The following is a 751-nucleotide window of genomic DNA, read 5'->3' as shown; positions in this document are numbered from 1 at the left end:
TGACCTGCTGCGCGCTGGACGACCCCGACGAAGCCCGCGCGCTCACCCGCCAGCACATCGGCTTCTACGTCGGCGGGATGGGCACGTTCTACCGCGACGCCCTCGAGCGCCAGGGCTACGACGAGGCCACCGACATCCACGACGCCTGGCAGGACGGCGACCGCGAGCGCGCCCTCGAGCTAGTCGAGGAGAACATCGTCGACGACCTCTGCGCCGCCGGCGATCCCGAGACCGCTCGCGAGAAACTCGAGGCCTACGAGGCGGTCGACGGTCTCGACGCCATCGCGGTCAGCTTCCCGCGCGGCGCGAGCGAGGACCAGGTTCGGCAGACGATGGAAGCGGTCGCGCCCGAGAACTGAGGGGATCGAGGTCGAATTGGTTTCTGCGTGGACGTGTGTGGCATTCGATAGCGCCCATCAAACCACGTTCGGGTGGGAATGAAAGCGGCGTCGGGGCTTTCGGGGTGTTCTGGTAAGTAAGTCCGTCGTATACCCAACCGTCGCGAACGAATCCTTCGACAGCTACAAACGGTGCATCGTCCCAGTTCGTGGTATGCCCGGCAAGGTGAGTCCGGACGACCTGCTCGCGCACGTCTTCGAATGGACGGGGGCGGCCGACTCCGACGAGACCGTACTGCAGGGGCCCGCTGACGGCGAGGATGCGGCGGCGATCGATTGGCCAGACGGCGACGGCACGCTCGTGGTCAGTTCCGATCCGATCTCGCTCGCGGCCTCGCAGGTCGGCCGGCTCG

1 protein-coding gene and 1 pseudogene are annotated in these 751 nt (G+C 67.0%); both read left to right on the top strand.

Annotated elements, in window-relative coordinates:
- A partial coding sequence (locus PGX04_RS14780) for an LLM class flavin-dependent oxidoreductase (RefSeq protein ID WP_273739206.1) occupies positions 1–359 on the top strand: 359 nt, incomplete at its 5' end.
- A gap of 193 nt (positions 360–552) precedes the next feature.
- Positions 553–751: pseudogene (locus tag PGX04_RS14775) on the top strand (hydrogenase expression protein); the annotation flags it as partial.

This window comes from Natrinema soli (assembly GCF_028618695.1).
This window is presented reverse-complemented; position numbering and strand designations above follow the sequence as displayed.